Genomic DNA, 20,981 nt, shown 5'->3' on the forward strand with positions numbered 1-20,981 from the left:
ATCCGCGAAGGAGAAGCCATGAGCGAGGCCCCGGCCCCGCCGCCCACCGCAACCGACGAGCCCACCACGCTCGTCCGCAGCACGCTCCCCGACGGCCGCACTGCCGACGTCCACCTCCGCGACGGCCGCGTCCACGCGGTCGAGGACCACGTCCCCGGCCGCCCCGTCCCGCCCGGCGCCCTCGACCTCGCCGGTGCGCTGCTGCTGCCCGCCCTCGTCGACGGGCACGCCCACCTCGACAAGACCCTCCTCGGCGCGCCCTGGCGTCCGCACCGCGCCACCGCCACCCTGCGCGAGCAGATCGCCGCCGAACGCGCGTCCCGCCGCACCGAGCAGGTGTCCGTCGCCGAGCGGGCCGCCGCGCTCGCCTGCCGGATGGTCTCCCTCGGCACCGGTCACGTCCGCTCCCACGTCGACGTCGACCCCGACACCGGCCTCGACCATCTGCACGCCGTCCTCGCCGTGCGGGAGAACTTCCGCGACCGGCTCGGGATCCAGCTCGTCGCCTTCCCGCAGAGCGGGGTCGTCACCGCGCCCGGCGTCGTCGACCTCCTCGACGCGGCCCTCGCCGACGGCGCCGACCTGATCGGCGGCCTCGACCCGGTCGGGTTCGACGGCGACGCCGACGGCCAGCTCGACACCGTCTTCGGCCTCGCCCAGCGCCACGGCAAGGGCATCGACCTGCACCTCCACGACGGCGGCGAGACCGGCACCGCCCAGCTGCGGGACATCGCGGCCCGCACCGCCGCGCTCGGCCTCGGCGGCAAGGTCGCCGTCAGCCACGCGTACGCCCTCGGCGACGTCGACGACGCCGAACTCGACCGCACCTGCGCGGCCCTGGCCGCCGCCGGGGTCGCCATCATGACCAACGGCCCCAGCGGCCCCGTGCCCCCCGTCCTGAGGCTGCGCGAGCAGGGCGTCCGGGTCTTCGCGGGCTCCGACAACATCCGCGACACCTGGTGGCCGTACGGCACCGCCGACATGCTCGAACGCGCCACGGTCATCGGCCTCAGGGCCGGACTCATGACCGACGCCGAACTGGGCGCCGCCGCCTCCCTCGTCACGGACGAGGCCGCCGCCGCGCTCGGTCTCACCGGGTACGGCCTCACCCCGGGCAGCCGCGCCGACCTGGTCGCGATCGCCGCGGGCTCCGTCGCCGAGGCCGTCGCCTCCCACCCGCGCCGCCTGCTCGTGCTGCACGGCGGCCGGGTCGTCGGACCCTTCGCGGACGACACCTACCCCGCACTCGTACCGGCCGCCGGAGGAGCGAGATGAGCACCGGAACCACCCCTCGTACGCCCCGGGCGGCGACGCCGGAGACGGGGAAGCCGGAGACGGGGGAGCAGGAGGCGGGGAAGCAGGAGGCGGGGAAGCTCGCCTCCGGCCGGATCGGCACCTTCGACCTCGTCTTCTTCGTCGTGGCCGCCGCCGCGCCGCTCACCGTGCTCGCCGGGGTCGCGCCCTTCGCCATCGGCATCGGCGGCCCCGGGGCCCCGCTCGCGTACCTGGTCTCCGGGGCGCTGCTTGCGCTCTTCGCCGCCGGATTCACGGCGATGAGCCTGCACGTCCGCAACGCCGGGGCCTTCTACGCGTACGTGGCCCGCGGTCTCGGCCGCACCCTCGGCGTCGGCACCGCGTACGTCGCCGTCGTCTCGTACAACCTCATCACGCCCGGAGTCGCCGCGGCCTTCGGCTACTTCGCCGCCGGGTCGATCCACGACTCCACGGGCGTCGACGTGCCGTGGTGGCTGCTCTCCGGGGTCTGCGTCCTCGCCGTCGGCGTGCTCGGCTGGCTGAAGGTCACGCTCAGCGCCAAGGTCCTCGGCATCGCCCTGGTCCTGGAGGTCCTGTCGCTCGTCGTCATGGACGGCGGCATCATCGGCGAGCGCGGCACGGCAGCCCTCGACACCGCGTCCTTCGCGCCCTCGACACTCGCCGCCGGCGGGGTCGCGGGCATGTTCGTCCTGGTCATCGGCGCCTTCACCGGCTTCGAGGCGACCGCGATCTTCGCCGAGGAGGTGCGCGAGCCGCGCAGGACCGTGCCCCGCGCCACCTTCATCGCGATCGGTTTCCTCGCGGTCTTCTACTCCGTGGGCTGCTGGCTGATCATGGGCGCCTTCGGCACCGACAAGGCCGTGGAACTGGCCCGCGCGGCCGATGGACCGGAACTGACCTTCCGGGCGGCCGAGTTGTACGCCGGACCCTGGCTGGCGGACGCCATGCACGGGCTCATCGTCGTCAGCGCCTTCGCCGCGACCCTCGCCTTCCACAACGCCGCCGCCCGCTATCTGTACGCCCTCGGCCGCGAGGGCCTGCTGCCCCGCCGGCTCGGCGCGGTCTCCGGCAGGCACGGCTCGCCCGGCGGGGCCGTCGTCGCCCAGACCGCCTTCAACCTGGCGATCGTCGGCGCCGGAGCGCTCCTCGCCGCCGACCCGTACGGCGAGGTCTTCCTCTGGACCAACAGCGTCGGCGTCCTCGGCATCATGGGCATGCAGGCCCTCGCCGCGCTGTCCGTCTGGGCCTACTTCCGCCGCGACCGCCACGGCCTCTCGGCGGCCCGGGTGGTCTGGGCCCCGCTCGTCTCCTGCGCGGGCCTCGCGGTCCTCACCGTCCTCGCGGTGGTCCACTTCGACCTCCTGACGGGCCGCACGGGCGCCGTGAACACGGCCCTCCTCGTCCCGCTCCCCGTGGTCCTGGTGGCCGGCCTCCTGGTCGCGCTCCGCATCCGGCGCACGGACCCGGAGCGGTACGCCTCCCTGACGACGGTGGACGTGGAACGCGACTGATCCGGTACGGGGGCGGGGCCGTGCCCCGCCCCCGTACCGCCCGGTCGTCCGCATCCGGTCGTCAGACCAGGCGCCCGTCCCTCGCCACGACCCGGCCCGCCCGGACCACCAGGTCGCGGCGGGGGAGGTCCACGACCACCTGGGGGAGGCACTCGCCGTCGACGAGCATGAAGTCCGCCGGGGAACCCGGCCGGAGGTCCGCCCTCGGGAGGCCGAGGAGGGCCGCGCCGCCGTCGGCCGCCAGCCGGAAGCATGCCTCGAGATCCTCGTCGAGCCGCAGGTCCAGGGCCCAGGCCGCGAGCCAGGCGCGGTGCAGCATGTCCGCGTTGCCGAACGGGCTCCAGTTGTCCCTGACCCCGTCCGAGCCCAGCCCGACCCGTACTCCGCGCTCGGCGAGCCGCCGGAACGGCAGGATCGTCGTCACCGAGAGGGCGACCGTCGTGAGGGCGATGTCCGCCTCCGCGAGGAGGTCCGCCGTATCGTCGAGTTCACGGCCCGACAGACCGGCCACCGCGAAGGCGTGCGCCACGCTCACCCGGCCCTGGAGCCCCAGCGCGCGCGTGCGGGCCGCGATGTCCCGCAGCGGGGCCAGGCCCTGCTCGCCCCGGTCGTGCAGATGGATGTCGAGACCCAGGCCGTGCTTCTCCGCGAGCGCGAAGACGGTGCCGAGCTGGTCGCCCCCGGCCGCCTCGCCCGCCGCGTCGAAGCCCGCCGGGTCGATGCCGCCGACGTGCGTCACCAGACCGCTCGCCGCCGCCTCCGCGAGCAGCTCGGCCACCCCCGGCGTACGGACCACGCCGTGCTGCGGGAAGGCGACCAGCTCCACGTCCACGATCCCGGCCAGCTTCGCCGCCGCCTCGGCCACCCCCTCGATCCCGGAGAGGCCGTAGGCGGGAGCCACGTCCGCGTGGGCGCGCATCGCGCGCGTGCCCTGGGCCGCCGCGTGCGACATCAGCCGCAGCGCCCGCTCGCCCACCGGCGCCGGCAGCGCGCGGGCGAGCTCCACGTCCCCGGCGACGTACTCGGCGATGCCGTCCGCCGGGCGCCTGCCGCGCCAGGGCTCGCCCCAGGACGTCTTGTCGGGGTGGATGTGCGCGTCGACCAGGGTCGGCAGCGCGAGCCGCCCGCCGCCGTCGACCCGCTCGACGACGGCGCCCTCCGGGACCTCCGGCACCAGCACGCCGTCCACGGCGATCAGGTCGCCGGCCGGGCCGCCGAAGGGCCGTACGTCGTGGAACAGGGTCGCGGTGCGGGGCGGCGGCGGGGTCACGGGAGTCTCCTCGGAGCGGTCGGCGGTACGGAAAGCGGTGCCGCGATCTGGTATACCACGGAGCTCCCAGGGGCCCCCGGGCCCTGCCCCCGGCCCGCCCTCGCGCCATCCCTGGCCCTCCCTCTGTTCCACCCCGGCCCCTCCCTCTGCTCCACCCCCCCCGCTCCACCCCGGCCCCGTCCCCTGCTCCACCCTCCGCTCCACCCCGGCCCCGTCCCCGCTCCACCCGCGCCCTGCCCCTCACCAGGCCAGATCCTCCAGCGCGTCCAGATCCGGCACCGCCGTCACGACCGGTTCCGCGTCGTCCGCGCCCACCCGCAGCTCCGCCCAGATCGTCTTGCCGCGCCGGCCGTAGCGGGTGCCCCAGCGGTCCGCGTACTGCGCCACCAGATACAGCCCGCGCCCGCCCTCGTCCGTCGCCGCCGCGTGCCGCAGATGCGGCGAGGTGCTGCTGCCGTCCGACACCTCGCAGATCAGCGTCCGGTCGTGGAGCAGCCGTACCCGGACCGGGTCGGCCCCGTACCGCACCGCGTTCGTGATCAGTTCGCTGAGGACCAGCTCCGCTGTGAACGCGAGCCCGTCGAGCCCCCACTCCGACAGCTTCGCCGCCGCCGCGTTCCGTACCGGCGAGACCGCCGACGGGTCGCGCGCCACCTCCCACTCCGCGATCCGCTCGCGGTCGAGCAGCCGGGTGCGGGCCACGAGGAGAGCGATGTCGTCGCGCGGCGTGGGCGAGAGGAGGGTCGCGAGGACGTCCGCGCAGGTCTGCTCCGGGCTGCGGTCCGGGCGGGCGAGGGCGGACCGCAGCAGGCCGAGACCCGTGTCGAGGTCCCGCCCCCGGTCCTCCAGGAGCCCGTCAGTGAAGAGCACCAGCTTGCTGCCCTCCGGCAGCAGCAGCTCCGTCGCCTCGAACGGCACATCGCCCAGACCAAGACCCAGCGGCAGCCCCGGCGCCAGCTCGGGGAAGTCCACCCGCCCGTCCGGAGCCACCAGGGCCGGTCCGGGATGGCCCGCGCTCGCCACCGTGCACACCCCCGACGCCGGGTCGTAGATCGCGTACAGGCAGGTCGCGCCGGTGATGCCCTCCTCCCGCCGGCGCTCCTCGCCGTCCGGCCCCTCCGACTCCCGGTCGTCGATCCGGCCCGTCAGCTCGTCGAGATGCCCGAGCAGCTCGTCCGGGGGCACGTCGAGGGTCGAGAAATTGTGCACCGCCGTCCGCAGCCGCCCCATGGTGGCCGCCGCGTGCAGTCCGTGCCCGACGACGTCCCCGACGACGAGCGCCACCCGCGCGCCCGGCAGCGGGATCACGTCGAACCAGTCGCCGCCCACCCCCGCCTTCGCCGGGAGATAGCGGTACGACACGTCCACCGCGCTCTGCAACGGCAGCACCCGGGGCAGCAGGCTCCGCTGGAGCGTCACCGCCATCGCGTGCTCCCGGGTGAACCGGCGCGCGTTGTCGATGGCGACCGCCGCCCGCGCCGCCAGCTCCTCCGCGAACGACAGGTCCTCCTCGCCGAACGGCTCGGGCGTGTCCGCGCGCCAGAAGTTGGCCATCCCCAGGACCACCCCACGGGCCAGCAGCGGCACCGTGAGCAGCGAGTGCATGCCGTAGGCGAGAGCCTGCGCCGCCCCCTCCGGGTCCTGCTCCCGCCAGCCCTCCGCCGAGGCCAGCTCCGCCTGCGCCACCGCGTGCCCCGCGTTCAGGGCCGTCGCCATCGGGGTGCTGCGGACGTCGAACCGAATGGTGTCCCCGACCGGCTGGAGCGGCTGGTCGGGCCGCAGCCCGCTCAGCGCCGTCCGCCGCATCTCCGTGGTCGCCGGCGAGGACGAGGGCGGCTCCTCGCCGCGCAGCACCGGTTCGAGCAGCTCCACCGTCGCGAAGTCCGCGAACCGCGGCACCGCGACCTCCGCCAGCTCCTCCGCCGTCCGTACGACCTCCAGGGTCGTCCCGATCCGTACCCCCGCCTCGTAGAGCAGCTGGAGCCGGCCGCGGGCCACCGCCGCCCGGCCGCTCAGGGCGGCCAGCTCGGTGGTGTCCCGCATCGTCATCACGCAGCCGGACTCCCGTCCGGCCGGGAGCGTGGGCCGTACGCTCACCGCGAGGAGACGGTCGCCCGCCCGGTGCACCTCGTCCGTCGCCGACCGGCCCGACTCCAGGAGCTCGACCGTCCGGGCATCGAGTCCGAGCTCCGAGACGTGCCGCCGCTCCATGTCCGGCGTGAGGCCGAGCAGACGGCGCGCCTCGTCGTTGGCGAGCAGCAGCCGGCGGTCCGGGCCCACGATCAGCACGCCTTCGCGCACCGCGTGCAGGACCGCCTCGTGGTGCTCCTTCATCCGGGTCATCTCGGTCGGGCCGAGACCGTGCGTCTGCCGCCGCAGCCGCCGGCTCACCAGGGCGGCCCCGCCCACGGCGAGCACGAGCGCGCCGCCCGCGGCGCCGATGAGCAGCGGCAGCCGGTCCCGCACCGCGTCCGTGATGTTCTCCACCTCGACGCCGCTGGTGACCATGCCGACGATCCGGCCCTGGTCGGTCACGACGGGGACCACGGCCCGTACGGCGTCGTTGGGAGCGCCCCGGAACAGCTCCGTGTAGGACTCGCCGTCCACCACCGCCCGGCTGAGGTCGCCGGTCGCCCTGCGGCCGATCAGCTCCGGGTCCGAGTCGGTGTAGCGCACGCCGTCCCGGCTCAGGACGGCGATGAAGTCCACGCCCGTCGCCCGCCGGGTCTCCTCCGCCCGTTTCTGGAGCACGACCGTCGGATCGGGCGAGGCGAGCGCCGCGTCGACGCCGGGCGCCTTCGCGAAGGCCTCCGCGACCGCGAGCGAGCGGACCTCGGCGTCCCGCTGGGTGTCGCTGCGCGCCTGGTAGAACGTCACGAACACGGCCGCCGCGATCACCAGGAGCGCGATCAGCGCCTCCAGGGCGAACACCTGCCCGGCCACGCTCCGCAGCCCCGTCCCGCGCTCACCGGGGCGCTTCCCCCGCGCCCCGGCACCCTTCCCGCCTGCCCCGTCCCGGGCCGTCATCCCGTGCTCCGGGCGATGAGCAGCGCCACGTCGTCCGCCGCGCCGGGCCGGCGCAGTGCCCGGAGGAGTTCGTCGCAGGTCTCCTCGAGGGGCCCGCGCATGTCGTCGAGGAGGCCCACGAGCAGCGCGAGCCGCTCGTCGATCGCGTCGTGGCGGGTCTCGATCAGACCGTCCGTGTAGAGCACGAGCCGGTCCCCCGGCCGGAAGGGCACCCGGGTCGTACGGAACGTGCCGCCGCCCACCCCCAGGGGCACCCCCGGCGGTACGGTCACCAGCTCGGCCGGGCCGTCCGCCGGGACCCGTACCGGCGGCAGGTGCCCGGCGTTCGAGATCCGGCACCGGCCGAGGGCCGGGTCGTACACGGCGAAGAGACAGGTCGCGATGTAGTGCTCCAGGCCCGCCGTGATCCGGTCCAGATGCCGAAGGACCTGGGCGGGCGGGAGATCGAGGTCGGCGAACGCGCAGGTGGCGGTCCGCAGCCGGCCCATCGTCGCCGCCGCGTCGATCCCGCTCCCCATCACGTCCCCGACCACCAGCGCCGTCTTGTCGTCGGGCAGCGGGATCACGTCGTACCAGTCGCCCCCGACCTCGCTCGACGCCTGCGCGGGCTGGTAGCGGGCCGCGACCTCCAGACCCGCCCGATCCGGCGGCACGCCCGGCAGCAGGCTGCGCTGGAGCGTCACCGCCGAGTTCCGCACGCTCTGGTACCAGCGCGCGTTGTCGATGCTCACCGCCGCGCGGGCCGCGAGTTCCGTCGCGAGCAGCACGTCGTCCCCGTCGAAGGGCAGCCGGTTGCGGTCCCGCTTGAGGTCGAGCGCGCCGAGCACCTCGCCGCGCGCGATCAGCGGCACCGCCAGATACGAGTGCACCCCCGCCCGGGCGAGCAGCTCCGCCGCCTCGGGGTTCCGCGCGATCCGGGACAGGTCGCCGGGGCCGATGTGCTCCACCAGGACGGGCAGCCCGGTGTGCACACACCGGGTGACGAGCCGGTCGGCCCCGTACATGGTGATCGCCCCGGGCGGGTCCGCCGCCGGCAGGGCCTCCGTCCGGCCCGCGGCCTTGACCGCCAGCGCCCGGAACAGTTCGGGCCCCTCCTCCGGCGCGCCGGGTCTGCGCAGGGCGAGGACGGAGTCGAGGACGTCGACGGCGGCGATGTCGGCGAGCTCCGGCACCACCACGGAGGCGAGCTCGTCGGCCGTCTTCTCCACCTCCAGGGTGGTGCCGACCCGGGCCGAGGCGTCGGCGATGAGGGCGAGCCGCCGCCGGGACCGGTCGGCGTCCGCGTCCGCCCGCATCCGCTCGGTCACGTCGATCACGGAGGCGGCGACCCCCAGGATCCGGTTCTCCGGCCCTTCCAGGCGGTAGAAGGACAGCGACCAGGCGTGATCGTGGTCCGGGTCGGCCGGGGTCCGTCCGACGGTGGGATGGTCGAGCAGCGGTGTGCCCGTCGCCAGGACGGAGCGCAGCGCCGCCTCGAGGGTCGGGGCGTCGACCTCGGGCACCATCTCGCCGATCCGCCGTCCCAGGTGCAGCGCGGCCGGGATCCCGTTGATGCGTTCCAGGGCCGGGTTCACCAGGACGTAGCGCAGCTCGGTGTCCAGGACGGCGAGGCCGATCGGGGACTGGGACACCAGCCGGTCGGAGAGCGCGAGCTCGGCCTCGACCCGTTCGACGGCGGAGCGGTCGGCGGCGATCCCGAGCGCGTACAGACCCCCCAGGTCGTCGGTGAGCCGCATGTTGCGGAACTCCACGTTCCGAACGCTGCCGTCCTTGTGCCGCACGGGGAAGACGCCCGCCCAGGTCGTGCCCTCGCGCAGCACCTCGCCGAAGAGGCGCTTCGCCTCCTCCCGGTGGTCCGTGCCGACGACCAGCCGGGCCATGTACTGGCCCAGGGCCTCGTCGGCGCGGAAGCCGAAGAGGTCCTCGGCCTGCGGGCTCCAGAGCACGATCCGGCCGTGCGCGTCGATGACGACGGCGGCGACCCCCAGTACGTCGAGGAGGCCCTTGCCGTCCAGGGGCACCCCGACCCGCCCCGTCGTCCCCGGGAAGGAACCGGCCGTCACACTGCCCTCCTCCCGCCGCGCCGCGCTTTCTTCCATGCTCGCCGCCCACCGGTCGCCCCGCACCGCGAGCGCCGCGGGGGTGCCCGGCCCGACCGGACGGGACACCCCCGCGGGGCGGAGACGGAGCCGTCAGCCGGCCGGGACGGACGCGTCCCCGGCACTCGGCTCCCGGTCGCGCCCGCGCCGCCCCCGTACCGCGACCGCCGCCGCCCATCCCGTCCCCGCGAGCGCGAGCAGCGGCAGCAGGACGCGGACGTCGACCAGGGCGACCAGACCGGCGCCGAGGGCGAGGGCCAGCGCGTTCGGGGCCATGACCAGGGTGTGCGCGGTGGCCGCCACCCGGCCCACCGCCTCCGCGGGCGCCTCCCGCTGCACGGCCGTCACCACCGCCACGAGCACCCACGGCATCCCCAGGCCGATGGCCGCGCTCGCCGCCAGGGCCGTCGCCTCGTACGGCAGCGCCCGTACGCCCACCGCCACCGCGAACAGGGCGAGACCGGCGGCGGCGAGCGCCCGCTCGGGGATCCTGCGCAGCAGCGGGCCGGTGACCAGCCCCGCGAGGACCGAGCCCACGCCCTGCACCGCGTAGAGCACACCGGCGTACGCGGGGGCGTGCCCGAGCCCCCGGTCGACGACCGCGTAGATCGCGGCCCCGTTCACCCCGGCGAGCAGCATCGTGAACGCGCCCGTCGCGACCAGTGGCCGCAGGACCGGCGAGGCGAAGAGCAGCCGGGCGCCCTCGGTGGTCTCCCGCCACCAGTGCCGGGACTCCGGCCGTGCCGGGCGCTCCTCCCGTACGGGGATCAGCGCGAAGAGGCCGGCCGCGAGCGCGAAGCTCGCCGCGTCGAGCAGCGCGACGGTCCCGCCGCCGTACGCGGCGAAGAGACCCGCCGCCGCGAGCGGGGCGATCAGCTTCGTCGACTCGTTCGCGGTCATCCGCAGCCCGTTGAAGGTGCCGAGCCGCTTCTCGTCCATGACGGTTCCGACCAGGGCCTGCTCCGCCGCCTCGTGGACGGCGCCCTGCGCCCCGTACACGACCAGGACGGCGAAGAGCAGCCACACCCGGTCGGCCGAGTCCACCCACAGGAGGACCGGGAGGAGCGCGGCCATCGCCAGGTCGAGGACGATCAGGAGCGGCCGCCGCCGCACCCGGTCCGCGAGCGTGCCGAGCAGCGGCCCGAGGAGAACGGGCGCCCAGAGGGCGAAGGCGGCCAGGGCCGCGAGACTGTCGGAGCCCGTCAGAGATTTGACCCAGATCCCGGAGACCAGCCACATCGCCGTCGTACCGAATCCGGACACGACGACACCTGTCAGATACCAGCGCATGGCCACAGGCTGGTCTCTGAGGTGGCCCCGGGGGATCGGGCATCCTCCCTAGGAGGTCGGGGAGGTGCCCACCTTCCCCCTCAGGGGCCGGGCGTCACGCGCCGGCCCCCTGCTCCTCGTACGGAGGCTCCGCGTGCGCCTTCTCGTACCGCAGGGCGAGCCCCGTCACCACCGCGCCCAGGCCCTCCCACAGGCCCACGCCCAGGAATCCGGCCGGGGCGCGGCCGCTGACGACCGCGAGGGTGAAGACCGCGCAGGTGAGGAGCCGGAAGGGGACCGTCCAGCGGAAGAACGGCTTCCAGTCGGCGAGCGCGGCAAGGACGTAGTAGACGCCCATGTTGAGCGCGGCCATCGAGGAGGCGGTGAGGAAGACGAGCGTGTGGTCGCCGTCCGCGCGCTCGCCGTCGGGCACCGGCTCGAAGCCCATCACCGTGAGCAGCGCGTCCGGTACGACCAGGCCCACCACGCCCAGTACGGCGGCGAGCACGCCGAAGACCGCGATCGTCCAGCCGGACAGGGAACGGGGCAGGCGCACGGCGGTCCTCCGCGAGGTAGTGCAGGATCAGCGGTTCGGTGAACGAGCTTCGAATGCGTGCTCGGTCGCGAGCGTGACCCTGCATATCGCGTGACGGGCCCCGACGGCCAATCGGGGCCCGGCTCACGTCACTTCACGGCTCCTGCTCCCGTCATTTCTCGGCGCCCGCCCAGGTCGCCTCACCGCTCCCGCCCAGGTCGCCTCACGGCTCCCGGCCGTCTCATTTCAGTGCCGCCGCCATCATCTTCTGCGCCACCGGGGCCGCCAGCCCGTTGCCGCTGACCTCGGAGCGGGCCGCGCCCGAGTCCTCGATCAGCACCGCGACGGCCACCTGCTTCCCGGTCGAGGGGTCCTTCGCGTACGAGGTGAACCAGGCGTACGGCGTCTTGCTGTTGTTCTCACCGTGCTGTGCGGTACCCGTCTTGCCGCCGACCTCGGCCCCACTGACGGCCGCGTTGGTGCCGGTGCCCTCCTCGACCACGGTCCGCATCGCGCTGCGCAGCTGCTCGGCCGTCGACGAGGAGACGATCCGCTCGCTGTCGCCGTCCTTGAAGGTCGTGAGCGGGTCGCCGTCGGAGTCGACGACCTCCGACACCACGTGCGGCGCGGCCAGCAGACCGTCGTTGGCGATCGCCGCCGACACCATCGCCATCTGCAGCGGGGTGGCGGTCACGTCGAACTGGCCGATGCCGGTCAGCGCCGTCTGCGCCTTGTCCATGCCGGACGGGTAGACGCTCGCGTAGGCGCGGACCGGGACGTCGAGCTCGGCGTCGTTGAAGCCGAACTTCTCCGCCATCGCCTTCACCTTGTCCTGCCCCAGGTCGGCCGCCATCTTGGCGAAGACGTTGTTGCAGGAGTAGCGGAGCGCGGTGCGGATCGTCGCGTTCTCGCAGGGCGCGGACGCGTTCTCGTTCTTCAGCACGGTCCGGGTGTTCGGCAGGGTGTACGGGTCGGGGCTCTCCGTCGCCGTGTCCACCGAGCCGTACAGACCGTCCTCCAGGGCCGCCGCGGCGACGACCAGCTTGAAGGTGGAGCCGGGCGGCAGCGGCTGGCGCAGCGCCCGGTTGACCAGCGGCTTGTCCTCGTCGGTGGTCAGTGCCTTCCACGCGTCGCCGTCCGTGGTCCCGGAGATCTTCGACGGGTCGTAGGACGGGGTCGAGACCATCGCGAGGATGCGGCCGGTGGCCGGGTCGACGGCGACGGCCGCGCCCTTGGTGTCCCCGAGTGCCCGGTAGGCGGCCTTCTGCACGTCCGGGTCGATCGTGGTGACGACCGTGCCCGGCTGCTGCTGCTTGCGGGTGAGGGCGTCGAGCGGGTTCTTCAGCCGGTCGTCGGTGCCGTCGAGGACGTCCGAGTAGATGCCCTCCAGCTGGGTGGCGCCGTACGCCTGTGAGCTGTAACCGGTCACCGCCGCGTACAGCTCGCCGTCCGTGTACGTACGGCGGTACTCGAGGTCCGTTCCCTCCGTCTTCTTCGAGCCGGTGACCGGCGAACCGGCCACGACGATGTTCCCGAGCGGCTGCGCGTACTGCGCGATCGTCTTCCGCCGGTTCTTCTTGTCGTCCGCGAGCGCCTTCCCCTCGTACGCCTGCACCCAGGTGGCCCGGCCCAGCAGGGCGAGCACCAGGAGCAGCACGAAGACCGAGGTGCGCCTGATCGTCTTGTTCATCGCACTTGTGGGGACGAACGGCTCGGTGGGGGACGTTCCGGATGTGGCCGGTTTCTCAGCGAACCTTCATGCGGGGCGGGCGTCGGTGTGGCCGCCGTCACCCGGCGTACGAGACGCGCCGGCCGCCGTCACCCTGCCGCACAAGATGCGCCGGCCGCCGTCACCCCGCCGTACGAGCCGGGCGTCCGGGCGCTCGCCGTCATCCCGTCCGCACGAACCCCGACTCGTACGCCAGGATCACCGCCTGCGTGCGGTCGCGGGCGCCCGACTTCGCCAGGACCGATGCCACGTGCGTCTTGACCGTGGCCGCGCCGACGCCCATCCGGCCCGCGATCTCCGCGTTCGTGAGGCCCGTCGCCACCAGGCGCAGCACCTCCGCCTCCCGCTCGGTGAGCCGCGCCACCCAGGGTGGTGCCACCGGCGGGCGGTTGCGGGCGTGCTCGGCGGCCAGCCCGCGTACCGCCGCCGGGTAGAGCAGCGAGTCGCTCCGGGCGACCAGCCGGACCGCGCTCACCAGCTCCTCCGCCGCCGCCCGCTTGAGGAGGAAGCCGGCCGCGCCGACGCGCAGCGCGTCGTACACGTACGCGTCGTTCTCGAAGGTGGTCACCACCACGATCCGGGGCGGCTCCGTCATCCCCGCGAGGATCTGCTCGGTGGCCCGGATGCCGTCGATCTCCGGCATCCGTACGTCCATGAGGACGACGTCCGGCCGCTCGGCCCGCACCACCGACACCGCCTCGGCGCCGGTGGCCGCCTCGCCGACGACCTCCAGGTCCGGCTCCGCGTCGAGGATGACCCGCAGGGCCGTCCGCACCATCCGCTCGTCGTCGGCGAGCACGATCCTGACGGGGGCGCTCATCGGGGGATCCTGACCACGAGGCGCCAGACGCCGTCCGCCGGACCGGCCGCAGCGGTGCCGCCGAGCAGCCGGGCGCGTTCGCCGATGCCGCGCAGGCCGCGACCGCCGTTCGGGCGGACGGCCGGCGGCCGCGCGGGCAGGGGGTTCTCCATGGTGATCTCCAACTCCTCGGTTCGGGCGTCGAGCCGTACGGCCACGGGCTCCCCGCCCGCGTGCCGGGCCGCGTTCGTCAGCCCTTCCTGAACGATCCGGTACGCCTCCCGGGACAGCGCCTCCGGTACGGGGGCGAGGTCGCCGGACACGGTCAGTGCCACCTTCGGTCCCGCGCCCCGCACCAGGGCGTCCAGGGCGTCGAGCCCCGGCCCGGGCCCGGGGCCCTCCCCGGCGTCCTCGTCGCGCCGCAGCAGCCCGAGGACCCAGTCCAGCTCGCCGACCGTGCGCCGGGTGGTCTCCTCGATCGCGGTCAGCGCCTCCCGGACGAACGCGAGGTCCGCCCCGTCACCACCGTCCAGGACCCGCCGGGCGGCGCCCGCCTGGAGGGTGACCGCGCTCAGCGCGTGACCGACCGAGTCGTGCAGCTCCCGGGCCAGCCGGTTGCGGGACTCCGCCTCCACCGCGCGCCGCTCGGCCGCCGCGAGCCGGTCCGCCGGACTCGGCCCGAGCAGCCGGGGCGCCCCCCGGGCGAGCAGGGCCCCGGTCGCGGCGGCCGCGGCGGCGAGCGCGAGCAGCATCAGGAGCCCCGCCGGGAGCGCCGCCCAAACCCACCAGGGCCGGTCGAGACCCCAGAGCCGGCCCAGCTCCGACTCCCGCAGTGCCGGCGAGAACGGCACCGCCATCACCGACACCGCGAACGGCGGCAGGGCGAGCGTCGCCCCGCTGATCAGCGCCCCGGCGCCCAGGTGCAGCGTCCACCAGCCGGCCGTCCGGGCCTTCGCGTCCCGGCCCCGGGCCGGGCCGTCCGCGAACCGGTCCTCGGGCACCCCGCACAGCGCCCGCGCCGCCGCCACCGACATCGGCCGGGCCAGCGGGAACAGCGCGGCGACCGCGACCAGCGGCAGCCCCACCCCGTACGCGCCGAACTGCACCGCGAGGCTTCCGGTGAACAGGCCGCCCGCGCCGAGCAAGGCCCCTACGACCACGGAGCCGACCATCCAGAACGGCATGAACAGCGCGCCGCCCACGATCAGATGGAGCCAGCGCCGCCTGGCCCGCTGCCCGAGGAGGGCGACCGCGCACCGTCTCACGCCTCGGCGCTCCGCCGCCGCAGGATCACGGCAAGACAGGCGGCGAGGAGGAATCCGGTGATCATTTCGCCAGCGTAGGTCAGCTGGGTCAGGGCCGTGACCTGCTTGGCGGGATCCGTCTCCGGCATCAGCGCGACCAGCGACATGTAGGCGCCCCAGCAGCCCACCGTGCCCGAGCCGGTCCACGCGAGCGCCAGGGCGGTGCGCACCTTCAGCCGGCCGGGCCGTCGCAGGACGAGGAACAGGGTGAAGGCCACGGCGACGACGAGGAACACGCTCCACTGGAACTCCAGCACCGTGAAGTCGGCGTCGCGCTCGACGATCTGCCGGGGCGACAGGCCCTCGGTCGCGCCGGACAGCCACATCACGTGGAGCGTGAGGGGGAAGAGCGCGACGGCGGCGGCGACCAGGGCGGTGGCCCGTACCCCGGGCCCGGAGACGCGGGCGGACAGCCCGCCGAGCCGGCCGCGCCAGAGGTGGCCCCAGCGGTCGCGGGCGTACAGCACGAAGAGGGTCCCGAGGGAGAGGCCCTGGAGGATGAAGCCGCCGTAGACGACGGCGAAGACCCAGGAGTGCAGGAAGGGTTCGGCGGGCGCGGCGGCCTGATCGTCGCCGGTGAGGACGGCGACCGCGAGCTGGGTGGGGTAGCCGGTCATGATCGGGGCGAGCAGTCCGGTCGCCGCCCACATGGGGAGCGCGAGGAGCCAGGCGGGCACCCGCCGCCCCCAGGGCTGGGTGAGGAGCAGGGCGAGGACGATCACGAGGACGTCGGCCAGTACGGAGACCGAGTTGGCGACGGCCAGCGTCTGCCGGTGTTCCAGGAGCACGCTTCCGGCGGGGATGCCGATCTCGCTGCCCGCCACCCAGGCGATCTTGATCGAGATGTACGGGAGGCAGGCGAGGATCGCGAGCAGGCGCAGGGCCCGGCGGGCGGGGCCGGGGCGGTCCCCGGCGCGGGGCGCGGGAGCGGGTGCGGGGGAGGGGAGGAGCTCGGTCTCGGTCATGGCTCCAGGCTCGTGGCGGGACCCCGGGTGCCACGTCCTTCCCACCGGTGATCCTCCTCCGCCGCACGGCGGAGGAGGAGGTCGGTCGAGGGGTGCCGGGTGCCAGAATTGACCCACACTTTTCTAGATCAATTGCACCCGACTCAGGGGTCAATGACCCTCTAGAGTAGTGATCATGAACGAGAACGCGCCCTTCGCCCCGGTCCTGACCCGCGCCGCCACCGCCGAGACCACCGCGGACCCCAGCAGTGTCATGACCCTGCTCGCCGACTCCGGCGCCACCGGCGGACAGCTCACCAGCTACCGCTCCACCTTCGCGAAGGGAGCGGTCGGCGCCCCGGCGCACTTCCACACCAAGGCGTCGGAGATGTTCTACGTGATCGACGGCTCGCTCCAGGTCCTCGTCGGTGAGGAGCTGTCCGTCCTGGAGAAGGGCGACTTCCTGCTCGTCCCGCCGCACACCGCGCACGCCTTCGCGGCCGCGCCCGGCGCCGAGGCCGACGTCCTCTTCGTCTTCACGCCCGGCATGGCCCGCTTCGACTACCTGCGCCTCCTCGGCCGTGTCATGCGGGGCGAGGCGAGCTTCGAGGAGATCAAGGCGTCCTCGGAGCAGTACGACAACCACTACGTGGACAGCCCGGTCTGGCAGAAGGCGCTCGCCGAGCGCGGATGACCTGCTCGTGGGGGGCGCCTGAGACGCCCCCGGTGGGGAGCCTCAGAGGCGGCGGGTCGCCAGCGTCAGCCGGTCCCGCGCGTCGAAGAGCGCGTCCTTGATCATCTGCTCGTGTGCCGGGGTGAGCCGCGCCACCGGCACCGAGCAGCTGATCGCGTCCCGTGCCGGGGTCCGGTACGGGATGGCGACGCCGAAGCAGCGCAGCCCCAGCGTGTTCTCCTCGCGGTCCACCGAGATGCCCTGCTCGCGGATGACGCGCAGTTCCTCGATGAGCTGCTCGCGGTCGGTGATGGTGTGCTCGGTCAGCGCCGGGAGGGTCTCCGGGAGCAGCTTGCGCACCTGGTCGTCGGTGTGGGTGGCGAGCAGCGCCTTGCCGAGCGAGGTCGAGTGCGCGGGCAGCCGGCGACCGACCCGGGTGAACGGCCGCAGGTAGTGCTGGGACTGACGGGTCGCCAGGTAGACCACGTTGGTGCCGTCGAGGCGTGCCAGGTGGATGGTCTCGGTGGTGTCGTCGGAGAGCCGGTCCAGGGTGGGCCGGGAGGCGGCCACCACCTCGTCGCCGTCGATGTAGGAGGTGCCGACGAGCAGCGCCCGTACCCCGATGCCGTACCGCGTGCCGGTCGCGTCCGTCTCCACCCAGCCCAGCTCGACCAGGGTGCGCAGCAGCATGTACAGGCTGGACTTGGGGTAGCCGACGGCCTCCTGGACGGCGGCGAGCGAGTGCATCCCCGGGCGCCCGGCGAAGTATTCGAGCAGCTCCACGGTCCGCACCGCGGACTTCACCTGCGCTCCGCCCATGTCGGCAGTCGCCATGACCCTCGCCCCTTTTCCGTCGTGCCGTCGCCCCCTGGCCTGCCGGCCGGACGGGGCCCCTTGTGGAGACGGCCGGGCCGTCCCTAGAGTCCCGTACGGATGCGTTCATCTACGGGAACTGTGTTCAGAATACCGAACAGGGGCGTGGCAGTGGCGGCAGAACCAGTGTGGAGTGTGGACCCCCGGACGGGGAAGCCGCGCGAGCAGGTTGCGGTGGAGGCCGCGGCGGAGGATGTCGACCGGTCCGTACGGGCCGCGCACGAGGTCCGCGAGGCCCTCGCCGACCGGACCGTACGGGCCGCCTTCCTGCGTACCGCCGCCGACCTCCTCCAGGAGGCCGGTGAGCAGATCGTCGAGACCGCGGACGCCGAGACCGCCCTCGGTCCGGTTCGCCTCAACGGCGAACTCGCCCGTACGACAGCCCAGTTGAGAGCGTTCGCCGAGGTCGTCGACGAGGGCTCCTTCCTCGACATCCGGATCGACCTGCCCGACCCCGGAGCCATTCCGCCCCGGCCCGACCTGCGCCGCTGGAAGATCCCGCTCGGCGTCGTCGCCGTCTACGCCGCCAGCAACTTCCCGCTCGCCTTCTCCGTCCCCGGCGGCGACACCGCGAGCGCCCTCGCGGCCGGCTGCCCCGTGGTGATCAAGGCCCACCCCGACCACCCGGCCACCGCGGAACTCTGCGCCTCGCTGCTGCGCAGGGCCGCCGCCAAGGCGGGCCTCCCCGAGGACGTCGTCGTCCTCGTCCACGGCTTCGACGCGGGCGTCGAACTCGTCCGCCACCCGCTCGTCGCGGCCGCCGGCTTCACCGGCTCGGTGCGCGGCGGACGGGCCCTCTTCGACGCGGCCGCGGCCCGGCCCGTCCCCATCCCCTTCCACGGCGAACTCGGCTCCCTCAACCCGGTGGTGCTCACCCCCGCCGCCGTCGAGGAGCGGGCCGAGGAGATCGGCGCCGGGCTCGCCGGCTCCATGACCATGGGCGCGGGCCAGTTCTGCACCAAGCCCGGCTTCGTCCTGGCCCCCTCGGGCGAGGCGGGCGACCGGTTCGTGGGGGCGCTGACGGACGCCCTGCGCGACACCGAGCCGGCCGTGATGCTCGACCACCGGATGCGGGGCAACTTCCTCGCCCACACCCACGAGATGGCGCTGAACGACGGCGTGACCGCACCGGTCCACCCCGAGCCCGGCGGCCCGCACACGGTCAAGGCCGGCTTCATGGCGGTCACGGTCCGGACCCTGGTCGACGGCGACCACCGGGACCTCACGGAGGAGTGCTTCGGCCCGGTCACCGTCGTCGCCCGCTACGACTCCCGTACGGAGATCACCGAGGCCCTCGCGCGGGTGCCCGGCAACCTCACCGCCACCCTGCACATCGCCGAGCAGGGCCGGGACGAGGACGCCGCCCCCCTCCTCGCCGAACTCACCCCGCTCGCGGGCCGCGTCCTCGTCAACGGCTGGCCCACCGGCGTCGCCGTCGCCGCCGCCCAGCACCACGGCGGCCCCTACCCGGCCACCACCTCCACCGCCACCTCGGTCGGCGCGACCGCGATCGAGCGCTGGCTGCGCCCGGTCACCTACCAGTCGACCCCCGGCCACCTGCTGCCGCCGGAGCTCCGCGACGACAACCCGCTGGGCCTGCCCCGCCACTGAGCCGGCCGCCGGCCGTCACCCCCCGACGCGCACCACGATCTTCCCGAGGTGCACGTTGGACTCCATCAGCCGGTGGGCGTCGGTGATCCGCTCCAGACCGTCGAAGGTCTCGGCGATCACCGGCGCCAGGGAGCCGTCGCGCAGACCCGCGCCGATGAACCCGGCCACCCGGCGACGCCCTTCCCCGGTCCTGACGAGCGCCCCGTTGGCGTAGGTGTGGACCGTCTGCGGCCAGTTCATCGACAGGGCCGCCGGCCGAGGATCGAGCCAGCCGTACAGCACGGCCGTGCCGCCGGGCCGCAGCGCCTCGCCGAGCCGGGCGAACCCGGGCCCGCCGATCGCGTCGAAGGCGAGGTCCGCGCCCGCCCCGCCGGTGATCCGCCGCACCTCGTCGACCACGTCCTCGGTGTCCGTCGTGATCACCCGCGCGGCCCCGAGCTCCAGGAGCCGCTTCCGCTTGTCCTCGCCGCGCGTGGTCGCGACCGGTACGGCTCCGACCCGCAGCGCCACCTGGATCGCGGCCGTCCCCACCCCGCTGGACGCCCCCGTGATCACCACGTGGTCGCCGGCGCCGAGACCACCGGTCAGCACCATGCCGCCGTACGCGGTGGAGTACGTCAGCCAGACCGCCGCGGCCGTCACCGCGTCCACCCCCTCGGGCCGGGCCACCAGATACTCCTCCGGCAGCACCACCCGCTCCGCGTACACCCCGTGCGTCCCGAAGTCGAAGTTGGCCGCCGCCATCACCGGGTCACCCGGCGCGTACCCGGTGACCCCCGCCCCGACCGCCTCGACGACCCCCGCCGCCTCGTAGCCGAGCCGCGAACCCGGGAGGGTCGCCGGGTAGTAGTAGGTGCCCGAACGAAACAGCGCCTCGGCGCGGTTGAGCCCGATCGCCTCGACCCGGACGAGCACCTCGCCGGGCCCGGGGGCGGGCAGCGCGACCTCCTCCACGGTGAGGACCTCGGGCCCGCCGACCTCATGGAAGAGAACTGCCTTCGTCGTCATGCCTGTTGTCGTCATGAGGAAGACGCTAGGAGCGGGAGGGAAGACGATCCATGTCCCGATGGCTCCCCCTGATGTCCGATCGTCTCGCGCGCAGGGACAAGGAGTACGGTGCCGGGATGGACGTACTGAGCGATGCCATCGCCGCCATGCGCACCGGACGGCCCCACTCCTCCCGCACGGTCAACTTCGCCCCCTGGGGCATCCGCTTCCCGGCGAGCAAGGGCGCCGGATTCCATGTCGTCCTCCAGGGCACCGCCTGGCTGCTGCCCCCGGACGACACCGCCCCGGTCCGGCTCGGCCCCGGTGACGTCGTCCTCCTCGCCCACGGCACCGGCCACGGCCTCGCCGACCGGCCCGACACCCCGCTCGTCGACGCCCTGCCCGCCCCCGACGGCTCCTGGCCCACCCCGCCCGTCCGCGGCCCGATCGGCGCCGAGGAGACCCTGCTCCTGTGCGGCGCCTACCAGCTCAGCCGCGCCCGCGCCCACCCGCTCCTCACCGAGCTGCCGCCGTACGTGCACATCCCCGCGAGGGTCGGCGCCCACCCCCGGCTGCGCGCCGCCGTCGACCTGCTCGGCGCCGAACTCGCCGAACCCCAGCCGGGATCCGACGCGATCGTCCCCGCCCTGCTCGACACCCTCCTGCTGTACCTGCTGCGCACCTGGTGGCTCACCGAACGCGCCGACCGCTCCACCGGCTGGTCGGCCGCCCTCGCCGACCCGGCGGTCGCCGTCTCCCTCGGCGCCCTCCACGACGACCCCGCGCGCGCGTGGACGGTCGAAGAACTCGGCGCCCTGGCCGGCCTCTCCCGCGCCGCCTTCGCCCGCCGCTTCACCACCCTGGTGGGCCGCGCCCCCCTCGCGTACCTCACCTGGTGGCGCATGACCACGGCGGGCCGCCTCCTGCGCACCGCCGACCTTCCCCTCCGCTCGATCGCCCAACGCTCCGGCTACTCCTCGGAGTTCGCCTTCGCCAAGGCCTTCAAGCGGGAGTACGGGCTGGCCCCGGGGCAGTACCGCAAGGGCGCCTGAGGCGACTCGCCCCGGCCCCGGCC

Annotated in this window: 16 protein-coding genes; 5 read left to right on the forward strand and 11 right to left on the reverse strand. The window is 74.4% G+C overall.

Annotated features, from left to right (window positions below):
• Window positions 1-18 precede the first annotated feature (18 nt).
• A complete protein-coding gene (locus E0F75_RS20830) occupies window positions 19-1,275 on the forward strand; it encodes an amidohydrolase (protein ID WP_187624043.1) in 1,257 nt (418 codons plus the stop codon).
• Window positions 1,272-2,786, forward strand: coding sequence for an APC family permease (locus tag E0F75_RS20835; RefSeq protein ID WP_187624044.1), 1,515 nt, complete (start codon window positions 1,272-1,274; stop codon window positions 2,784-2,786). Before E0F75_RS20830 ends, E0F75_RS20835 begins: the two co-directional genes overlap by 4 nt.
• 61 nt (window positions 2,787-2,847) lie before the next feature.
• Here the strand turns inward: E0F75_RS20835 and E0F75_RS20840 are convergent, their stop codons facing one another.
• The 9 genes from E0F75_RS20840 to E0F75_RS20880 form a co-directional block, all read right to left on the reverse strand.
• The gene (locus tag E0F75_RS20840; protein ID WP_187624141.1) at window positions 2,848-4,110 is read right to left on the reverse strand and encodes an amidohydrolase; all 1,263 of its coding nucleotides are present in this window, start codon (window positions 4,108-4,110) and stop codon (window positions 2,848-2,850) included.
• Window positions 4,111-4,296: 186 nt separating this feature from the next.
• Window positions 4,297-7,083 carry a SpoIIE family protein phosphatase/ATP-binding protein gene (locus E0F75_RS20845; RefSeq protein WP_187624045.1) on the reverse strand — a complete coding sequence of 929 codons (2,787 nt, stop codon included), beginning with the start codon at window positions 7,081-7,083 and terminating at the stop codon, window positions 4,297-4,299.
• Window positions 7,080-9,146: a SpoIIE family protein phosphatase gene (locus tag E0F75_RS20850; protein WP_187624046.1), complete on the reverse strand. Its 2,067-nt coding sequence runs from the start codon at window positions 9,144-9,146 to the stop codon at window positions 7,080-7,082. The genes E0F75_RS20845 and E0F75_RS20850 overlap by 4 nt, the downstream gene beginning before the upstream one ends.
• Window positions 9,147-9,275: 129 nt before the next feature.
• Window positions 9,276-10,472: an MFS transporter gene (locus tag E0F75_RS20855; protein WP_187624047.1), complete on the reverse strand. Its 1,197-nt coding sequence runs from the start codon at window positions 10,470-10,472 to the stop codon at window positions 9,276-9,278.
• 94 nt (window positions 10,473-10,566) lie between these two features.
• Window positions 10,567-11,007, reverse strand: a complete 441-nt coding sequence (locus tag E0F75_RS20860; protein ID WP_187624048.1) for a hypothetical protein — start codon at window positions 11,005-11,007, stop codon at window positions 10,567-10,569.
• Between the two features lie 220 nt (window positions 11,008-11,227).
• Window positions 11,228-12,676, reverse strand: a complete 1,449-nt coding sequence (locus E0F75_RS20865) for a penicillin-binding protein 2 (RefSeq protein ID WP_187624049.1) — start codon at window positions 12,674-12,676, stop codon at window positions 11,228-11,230.
• Window positions 12,677-12,875: 199 nt separating this feature from the next.
• The gene (locus E0F75_RS20870) at window positions 12,876-13,535 is read right to left on the reverse strand and encodes a response regulator transcription factor (RefSeq protein WP_187624050.1); all 660 of its coding nucleotides are present in this window, start codon (window positions 13,533-13,535) and stop codon (window positions 12,876-12,878) included.
• Window positions 13,532-14,779: a histidine kinase gene (locus E0F75_RS20875; RefSeq protein WP_187624051.1), complete on the reverse strand. Its 1,248-nt coding sequence runs from the start codon at window positions 14,777-14,779 to the stop codon at window positions 13,532-13,534. The genes E0F75_RS20870 and E0F75_RS20875 overlap by 4 nt, the downstream gene beginning before the upstream one ends.
• A complete protein-coding gene (locus E0F75_RS20880; protein WP_187624052.1) occupies window positions 14,776-15,783 on the reverse strand; it encodes a hypothetical protein in 1,008 nt (335 codons plus the stop codon). Before E0F75_RS20880 ends, E0F75_RS20875 begins: the two co-directional genes overlap by 4 nt.
• A gap of 175 nt (window positions 15,784-15,958) precedes the next feature.
• On the opposite strand from E0F75_RS20880, the gene E0F75_RS20885 reads away from it, so the two are divergent.
• Window positions 15,959-16,456 carry a cupin domain-containing protein gene (locus E0F75_RS20885; RefSeq protein ID WP_187624053.1) on the forward strand — a complete coding sequence of 166 codons (498 nt, stop codon included), beginning with the start codon at window positions 15,959-15,961 and terminating at the stop codon, window positions 16,454-16,456.
• 42 nt (window positions 16,457-16,498) lie between these two features.
• On the opposite strand, the gene E0F75_RS20890 is transcribed toward E0F75_RS20885, so the two are convergent.
• A complete protein-coding gene (locus E0F75_RS20890) occupies window positions 16,499-17,269 on the reverse strand; it encodes an IclR family transcriptional regulator (RefSeq protein WP_187624054.1) in 771 nt (256 codons plus the stop codon).
• A 150-nt stretch (window positions 17,270-17,419) separates the two neighbouring features.
• Between E0F75_RS20890 and E0F75_RS20895 the strand changes: the two genes are divergently transcribed.
• Window positions 17,420-18,919, forward strand: coding sequence for an aldehyde dehydrogenase (NADP(+)) (locus E0F75_RS20895; protein ID WP_308189591.1), 1,500 nt, complete (start codon window positions 17,420-17,422; stop codon window positions 18,917-18,919).
• 15 nt (window positions 18,920-18,934) lie between these two features.
• Here the strand turns inward: E0F75_RS20895 and E0F75_RS20900 are convergent, their stop codons facing one another.
• Window positions 18,935-19,942, reverse strand: coding sequence for a zinc-dependent alcohol dehydrogenase family protein (locus tag E0F75_RS20900; RefSeq protein ID WP_187624056.1), 1,008 nt, complete (start codon window positions 19,940-19,942; stop codon window positions 18,935-18,937).
• A 101-nt stretch (window positions 19,943-20,043) separates the two neighbouring features.
• On the opposite strand from E0F75_RS20900, the gene E0F75_RS20905 reads away from it, so the two are divergent.
• Window positions 20,044-20,958, forward strand: coding sequence for an AraC family transcriptional regulator (locus tag E0F75_RS20905; protein WP_187624057.1), 915 nt, complete (start codon window positions 20,044-20,046; stop codon window positions 20,956-20,958).
• Window positions 20,959-20,981 lie beyond the last annotated feature (23 nt).

This window comes from Streptomyces sp. CB02980 (genome assembly GCF_014451325.2).
GTDB lineage: Bacteria > Actinomycetota > Actinomycetes > Streptomycetales > Streptomycetaceae > Streptomyces.